The sequence below is a fragment of the Cupriavidus sp. genome (assembly GCF_057315035.1).
Genome location: NZ_DBHKYV010000045.1, coordinates 58626 through 65840, shown reverse-complemented (window position 1 = coordinate 65840; position 7215 = coordinate 58626). Strand labels below are relative to the sequence as shown.

The following is a 7215-nucleotide window of genomic DNA, read 5'->3' as shown; positions in this document are numbered from 1 at the left end:
GAACCCGCCGAAGTGAGCTGACACTGGAGTCATCGTTTCAGACGCAGAAGGAATCCCCCGCCTTCAGGCGCAGGGGAGGATGTCAAGCAGCAAGCGATTGTCAGGGATGCTGGAGACGCTGTTCCTGGCGGCGCTGTTCTACGGCATATTGATCTTGATTGGACCTACCGATAGTAATGACTTCGACGTTGGAAACTGAGGCTCCCCGCGTGGACGTTAAAAAAACGTCAAGAAGGGCTTATGCCCCGCGGGCTTAACCGCCTTCATCTCTTCCAAAAGAAAACAGCCGACGATGTCGGCTGCTTTCTTTGCGGGTGCGCCTGTGGCGTCAACCCGCAGGTCTACTGGCTCGCGATTACTGCTTCTTGACGGCGTCTGCCGGCGCGGCCTTTTCTGCCGTGACCGTAGCCTTCTCGGTCTTGGCCGGCGCAGCAGCCTTCTCGGCGCTCACCTTGGTTGCCTTGGCGTGCTTGGTGGCATGCTTGTGGGTCGCTGTAGCGGCGGGCGCTTTCGCAGCGGACGGCGTAGCTACCGCAGTGGCCGGCGCTGCGGGAGCGGCCGTGGCGGGAGCCGGGGCAACACCTTGCGCAAAGGCGGCACCAGTGATGGCAAAAGCGGCAACGGCAGCAAACAGCTTCTTCATGATCGACAATCCTTCTGAGAGGTTTGGGCGCTGCGATGTGCCGCGCTTATCCCACAAAACGGGGCAATCTCACGGTCAGTTGACTACCAACTCGTGACAATCCGTAAGCTTTGTTTCTGCAGAGGCAGGGCGCGTTACAGACGACGATACGTGTCGCAATCGAGGAGGACCATCCGCAGGCGTCGAACCGCTGCCGTCCGCCTTAGCCAACCTTCTTAAGAACGTAGTAGCGGATACGTCCGTCGCGAAGCGTGCATGACAGTTGGGACAGCAGCACGGCGATCGAATTGGACCAAGCTCTCCAATTATCGATTAGGGTGCCGGCTTTCGAGGCGTTCTCTCTACGAAATGATCAGCCGCCCCCGGAGCAATTCGAAGCGCGTCATACAAACCGGTCAACGCGAAAATCGCCACGAATACGAACGCGATGCGATAGTCAGCGCCAGGCGCAGCCAGGCCGAGCGATGTCGTGACGACGTGACCAGCGCGAACACTCAGTGCGCCGAGCGTGATGCCTGCGGCCATCGCGACTTGACTAAGGGTATTGAACAGCCCGTTGGCGTCAGGCATCTGCGGCTTCGGCACGTCGGCATACGCAATCGTGCCAAGCACCGTGAATTGCATGGAACGCGTCATGCCTGCAACAATCAGGATGGCCGCCACAAGCGGCACCGGCATGTCCGGAGTCAGTAACGCACAAGTTCCAAGGCTCAGCGCACAGAACAGGCCGTTCCAGATCATCACCGTCCGATAGCCGAACCGCCTGAGTATCGGGGTGGTGACTGATTTCATCGCCAGATTGCCGACGAAAACAAACAGGACCAACAGACCCGACCGGAACGCGTCATAGCCAAATCCCACCTGGAACATCAATGGGAGTAGGAACGGCGCACTGCTAATAGCGATGCGGAATAGCGAACCCCCGCGCATGGCGACAAGGAATGTGGGGATGGTAAAGGCACGAAGTCCGACCAAAGGCGCAGGAGCGCGCCGCAAATGCCTGACAGCCAGGAATACAGAGAGCGCGCCCGCGCTCAGCAATGCGGCACTCCAGACATCGGGGTATTCCGCTACCCGTTCGAGCCCGGACAGCAGCATGAATGTCCCCGCCCCACACAAGACGAAGCCAATCCAGTCGAAACGCCGCATTGATGCGCCGCGCGCATTGGGAATAACGAACCATGCCGCGATCAGCGCGATCATCCCCAGTGGCAGGTTCAGGTAAAAGATCCATCGCCAACCGAAATGCGTTGCGATAAAGCCGCCTAGTGGGGGGCCGAGCACCGGCGCGATTAGCGCCGGCCAGATCAGTGCGGACATTGCAGCCATCAGCCGATTCGGTGGCGTATAGGAGATGACGACCAGCCGACCCACGGGCACCATCATCGCTCCCGCTATGCCCTGGACAATCCGGAACGCCACGAAGCTGGGCAGGCTGTCAGCGATACCGCACAGCGCGGAACTGACCGTGAACAGCAGGATGGCCAATGCGAAGACATACCGCGCGCCAAACCGGTCGACCGCCCAGCCGCTGGCGGGAATGAACACGCCGAGGGCGAGCAGATATGCACTCACACCGATGTTGAGCTTTACCGCTGTCGTTCCAAAGGACTGCGCCATCGCCGGTAGCGCCGTGGCGATGATGCTCCCATCAAGGATCTCCATGAAGAGCGCACCCGTTACCAGGATCATCACAGCACGCAGATTGACCTGCTGTACGTCATTGGATTGAGCGTCGGACATGGCCTGAAATGAGAAAAAAACTATATCGTACGATATTTATTTATTTCCCCTTTACAGGTCGCCGTGAACGTCGTGTCATGGCCGAGGGCAGAGTCCGGCCAAGAAACGCGGACCGGGCCTTTCAAGCGCCCGCCAGCGATTTGACCAGTCCATCGAACACCAGTCGCACACGAGGCGCCACCGGCCCCCGTTGGGGCCGGTAGACATAGAGGTCCCACGGACTTGGCTCGAGATGTTGCATCACGCGCACCAAGCGTCCCGCAGCGATGTGATCCTCGGCCAGAAATCCTGCAATCTGGCCAAACGCCAGGCCCGACAGCACCGCATCCAGCTCCGCTTCGGAGTCATTACTGGCAAACGTCGGCGCCGAAGGCGTGTACTTGCGTCCCTGCGCGAACAGCCATGGCCAGGGACGGCCTGTCGACAAGTCGTGCATGACCGTCGTTGGCAGTGTTTCTAGATCGTGGATCTGCGTCGGCGCCCCCCTTCGATCGATAAGGGCGGGCGCTGCGACCACATGGAACGCATGACTATTTACCTTGCGCGCAATAAATCGGTTGTCTCGCACCGGCCCGAACCGCACACCAATGTCGATGCGCTCGTCCACAACATCAGCGGGGGTGTCGCTAAGACTGAGGTCAATGCGCAGACCGGGATGTGCAATGGCCAAGGTTGAAAGCGTTGGGAGCAATCCGATTCGACCCAGAGCCTTCGGCGCGGTAATGCGAACGATGCCGGCGTAGTCCTCGTCTTTGTTGGCATCGTTTGGGGAGAACATCGCATCGATCAACGCCAGGCGTTCCCGCGCAGTTTGCGCGAGCGCCTCACCGAACGCCGTGATGCGGATTTGGCGCGTATTCCGGTGAAACAGCAGTTCCCCCTGCAAGCGTTCGAGCTCCTGGACTCCGCGCGTCACGGCCTGAGGCGAAATGCCCAAACGGATGGCGGCATCCTTGAAGCTGCCAGCTTCGGCGGCCGCCACAAATATCCGCAACATCTCCAATCGATTGAAATCCTCCCCGCCCTAAACGACGGGAATTCCTACCGCGCTTAGGCCGCGAGGGCCTGAGTCGCCTCGGTGGGTTCCTGCTTCTTCGAGCGGCCCGACTGCACCGGCTCTCCACAGGCTAACAAGCGCTTTCCGCGCTCTAAAATACTGATCGCGCCGACGTGATCGGCGTTGTTCTTGTACCCGCCTTGGACACAGACGAACAGCGCCTGTGTCAGTTCGAATCTAAAGGCTTGGAATCGTTGCATCGGCCACATGGTACAAGTGGTCTATGAGCAGAGACATTGACACTCGTCAACGGACGGCGATCGAACCCGGTGCGGTTGACTCGGAACTGAAGCACGGCAGCAGCCACGAGGAAAGCGCCGCGTTTGTGAAGGACTTCTACAAGATGGCCATTCCTGCCGACGCCGTCGCCCGCGCGATCACTTACGCCATCGAGCAGCCGGCAGACGTGGATATCAACGAGATCGTCCTGCGACCGACCCAGCAAGAGTTCTAAACAAGCGCGGCTGGCGGGTGGTCTGCGGCGACGCCCTGACTATCCTCGATCCGCACAGTGGTTCGGAGACTTCGCGGCGAACGCGTGAAACGAGAGATTGTGGCTCTTGCAACCAAAGCGGCGGCGCTATACTTCGCGGCGATGCGTCCAGCGCATCCCCAACCCGCACCGCGAGAACCCGCCCCATGACCGAAGCCACCGCCCTGACACCCGACGAACTCCAAGAGCTTGACGATCTGCTGGACGACCTGCGCCAGCGCGCTGAGGAAATCCCGCAATGGGAGTTCTGCGACGGCTTTCTCACGGCCCTGGTCTGCACGCGCCGCCGCATCCCCGCTGCCGACTACCTGCCCATGCTGCTGGGCGACGGCGCGGCGCTCGACGTGGCCGAGGGCAGCCCGCTGCCGTTGCTGCCCGCGTTCCGTGAAGCGGCCCAGCAGACCCGCTTTATGGAGCTGTGGCAGCGCCGATGGAACGAGGTGGAGCACCAGCTCGACCAGCCCGTGGAGACGCTGGAGGACGAACGCACCTTCCATCCCGAGGCCATGGACATCCGCGGCGCCATCTTGAGCCTGCCCCAAGAAGAGCGCGCAGAGATGGACGGGCGGGAAATCCCGTCGTTTGGCCAGGTGTGGGCGCTGGGCTTCATGTTCGCGGTGGAGAACTGGCCCGAGGAATGGGCCGCCCCGCGCGACAAGGAAGCCGCCCAGTGGCTGGACGACGCGCTCGACGGCATCGTCGCCCTGACCGAGGACGACACCGGCCAGCCCGAGGTCTGCATGTACAGCGAGGATGGCCCGCCCAGCGCCAGCCAGGCGCGCGTGGAAACCTTCGGCGAGGCGATCTGGGCTGTCTACGACCTGCGCCAGATCTGGAAGAGCCTGGGCCCGCGCGTGGAGGCCGTGGTGAGGGGCGACCAGCCCGGCCGCAACGACCCGTGCCCTTGCGGCAGCGGCAAGAAGTTCAAGAAGTGCCACGGGATATAAGGGAAAAGCGCTTTCTCGCAGCTTTCTCTCGCCGGTCCTTTAGGTTTCCTGCTGCGACGGTCCGCTAAGGGTCGTGGAGAGCCGTACCCTGCTGGCGACTCAGTCGTGAGAGCTTTCGGCGCAGTTAATTTCCTCTGAATGGAAATCCGCCGAGCGCAGAGGTGGCGAGTCATCCGACTCCATCGGAGCAGACAGACCACTTTCGATACGACGCGTTAGCAACGCCAACAACTCCGGGCGCAGCCCATCGCCGCGCCGTTGCGCGAGATTGTGGAGTGCGAGAAGCGGCAGCATGATGGACCTCCTTGCGCAATAGGGAACCAGTCCGCATCGCTTTGATGCCGTCTGAGCACTGGTGCCACTAAGGTAGAAGAGATCATCAGTATCTGCGCGCTATATCAGGACACATGTTTTCAGGTGTCGGCCAATCGAATCACTGCTGTAACGCGTGGAAGGAACCTGCCAGAGCTACGGCAACTCAGTCACCGCGCCTTGCCAGCACCTCGTCGCGCGGCCCGGCATCGGTCACGCGTCCGGCCTCCACCACCACGATGGTGTCGAACCGTGCCAGCAGGCTCGGACGATGTACCGAGGCAACAATACAGGCCGACGGGAACGCCGCGAACATGCGGTCGAACACTCGGCCTTCAGCTTGTGGGTCGAGCGCGCTGGTAGGTTCGTCGAGCAGCAGCAGCGAGCTTCCCTGCGCCGCCAGCGCGCCGCGGGACAGCGCCAGCCGTTGTCGCTGGCCGCCGGAAAGGTTGCCGCCCCGCTCGTTCAGTGCGCTGGCCAGGCCGTCGGGAAGTCGTTGCAGCACCTCGTCGAACACGCCCGCATGGACCGCAGCCTGCAGCGCCGCCGCATCGGCCGGCGCGCCAAAGGTAAGGTTTTCCTCCACGCTGGCTTCGAACACGTCGGCCTCTTGTGGGATCAGCGTCGCCAGCGTACGCAGTTCGGTCCAGTCCCGTGCCGCGCCATCACGCCGCAGTTCGCCGTGCTGCGGATGGTAGAGACCGGCGAGCGTGCGCAGCAGCGTGCTTTTGCCGCCGCCACTCGGACCGATCAGCGCGATGCGCGCGCCGCGCTGCAACTGGAGGTCAATGCCATGCAAACCACCGCGCGCGTCGTCGGCGTAGCGCCAGGTGGCGCCACGCAGTTCCAGCGTCTGCCACGGCGCGTTGGGCACCACAGCGGGGACAATGGCATCCGGATCACTGGGCGCGTCCCAGATCGGTTCGGCACTACCGTAGTCAGTGTGCATGCGCGCGAAGCTCTGGAAATTCGAGGCCATCGCACCGACCACCGACGCGGCCTGCTGCGCATACTGGTAAATCATGAAGATGGTGCCAAGCAGCACCGCCTGCCCCGGTTGACGCGACTGCAGTACGTAGACCACCACAAGAATCCAGGTCAGCCCCATGCCAAGCAGGTCCACCGCAAACCACTTGCCTTCATTGACCATCACCGCGCGGCGCAACGGCGCCATCACTGCCTCCATGCGGCGGTCAAGCAGCTTGCGCGACGCTGCCTGCAGTCGCAACCCGATGACCGTGCCGGCATTGCCGACAAAGTCGAGCAGCGCGGCGGCATAACGGCGCTCCGCGTCATTCTCGGCGCGCGCCAGTTGCATCAGCGTACGGTCAAAACGCAGGATGATCAGCGCGATGACCACGTACCCGGTCACCGCGATCATGCCGCTGGTGCGCGACAGCAAGGCCAGCGCGACGATCGGGCCAACGAAGTTGAACGCGCTTTGCAGGTAGCCAAACTGGTTCTGCGCGAAGTCCGACAGCGCCCGGCTGGCCTGCACCACGCGGTGCTGAAGCTCGCCCGAATGCCGGCCGTCGCGCCAGGCCAGAGGCGCGGCGGCGATGCGCGCATAAAGCTGGTCGGCCAGCCGCTCGCGCACGCGCACGCCCACGTTGCGCTCCAGTATCCGGCCCGGACCATGCAGCAGCCACGACAACAGGTAGATGCCGATCAGGCCGACGATCCAGCGCCCGGCTGTTTCCATATTGCCCTGCTGCAGCGCATTGATCGCCTGCGCGGCCAGCCAGGGCATGGTCAGCCGCAGCAACTGCGCGGCCGACAGCAGACCGGCTGCGCCAAGCATCTGGGCGCGCGCACCGTCGGCATGGCGCCAGAGCGCGCGATAGAGGTCGCGCGCCGCGCTGCCAAGGCCAATGGCGGGCGGACGAACGGTGGATTCAGGTGCCATCATGCAGTGGTCACTCCCTTGCAGTGTTTCACAGCGCATGTCCCTCGCTACTCATTGCGCGCCGCGTGCTCCACATCAAACGCGTAGAATAGCCCCGATCGAAGCGTCCACGGA

At 62.5% G+C, this 7215-nt stretch carries 7 protein-coding genes and 1 pseudogene; 2 read left to right on the top strand and 6 right to left on the bottom strand.

The window, feature by feature from the left end:
* Positions 1-355: 355 nt before the first annotated feature.
* The 4 genes from ACO550_RS33940 to ACO550_RS33925 form a co-directional block, all read right to left on the bottom strand.
* Positions 356-643, bottom strand: coding sequence for a hypothetical protein (locus ACO550_RS33940; protein WP_315598322.1), 288 nt, complete (start codon positions 641-643; stop codon positions 356-358).
* Positions 644-955: 312 nt separating this feature from the next.
* Complete coding sequence (locus ACO550_RS33935) at positions 956-2386, bottom strand: MFS transporter (protein WP_315598323.1); 1431 nt, start codon at positions 2384-2386, stop codon at positions 956-958.
* Between the two features lie 121 nt (positions 2387-2507).
* On the bottom strand, positions 2508-3383 hold the full coding sequence (locus tag ACO550_RS33930) for a LysR substrate-binding domain-containing protein (protein WP_315598342.1): 876 nt from the start codon (positions 3381-3383) through the stop codon (positions 2508-2510).
* Positions 3384-3436: 53 nt separating this feature from the next.
* The gene (locus ACO550_RS33925) at positions 3437-3643 is read right to left on the bottom strand and encodes a hypothetical protein (protein ID WP_485995093.1); all 207 of its coding nucleotides are present in this window, start codon (positions 3641-3643) and stop codon (positions 3437-3439) included.
* A 53-nt stretch (positions 3644-3696) separates the two neighbouring features.
* Between ACO550_RS33925 and ACO550_RS33920 the strand changes: the two are divergent.
* Positions 3697-3897, top strand: a pseudogene (locus ACO550_RS33920) (oxidoreductase); the annotation flags it as partial.
* Between the two features lie 185 nt (positions 3898-4082).
* Entirely contained in the window at positions 4083-4883 is an 801-nt protein-coding gene (locus ACO550_RS33915; RefSeq protein ID WP_315598324.1) for a UPF0149 family protein, read from the top strand.
* A 99-nt stretch (positions 4884-4982) separates the two neighbouring features.
* Here ACO550_RS33915 and ACO550_RS33910 read toward each other — a convergent pair whose 3' ends face one another.
* A complete protein-coding gene (locus ACO550_RS33910) occupies positions 4983-5177 on the bottom strand; it encodes a hypothetical protein (protein ID WP_315598325.1) in 195 nt (64 codons plus the stop codon).
* Positions 5178-5361: 184 nt separating this feature from the next.
* Positions 5362-7104 carry an ATP-binding cassette domain-containing protein gene (locus tag ACO550_RS33905; RefSeq protein WP_315598326.1) on the bottom strand — a complete coding sequence of 581 codons (1743 nt, stop codon included), beginning with the start codon at positions 7102-7104 and terminating at the stop codon, positions 5362-5364.
* Between the last annotated feature and the right edge of the window lie 111 nt (positions 7105-7215).

Coding starts and splice junctions, on each gene's coding strand:
- ACO550_RS33935 (WP_315598323.1), bottom strand. CDS start 2,386: ATGTCCGACGCTCAATCCAATGACGTACAGCAGGTCAATCTGCGTGCT.
- ACO550_RS33925 (WP_485995093.1), bottom strand. CDS start 3,643: ATGCAACGATTCCAAGCCTTTAGATTCGAACTGACACAGGCGCTGTTC.
- ACO550_RS33905 (WP_315598326.1), bottom strand. CDS start 7,104: ATGATGGCACCTGAATCCACCGTTCGTCCGCCCGCCATTGGCCTTGGC.
- ACO550_RS33910 (WP_315598325.1), bottom strand. CDS start 5,177: ATGCTGCCGCTTCTCGCACTCCACAATCTCGCGCAACGGCGCGGCGAT.
- ACO550_RS33930 (WP_315598342.1), bottom strand. CDS start 3,383: ATGTTGCGGATATTTGTGGCGGCCGCCGAAGCTGGCAGCTTCAAGGAT.
- ACO550_RS33915 (WP_315598324.1), top strand. CDS start 4,083: ATGACCGAAGCCACCGCCCTGACACCCGACGAACTCCAAGAGCTTGAC.
- ACO550_RS33940 (WP_315598322.1), bottom strand. CDS start 643: ATGAAGAAGCTGTTTGCTGCCGTTGCCGCTTTTGCCATCACTGGTGCC.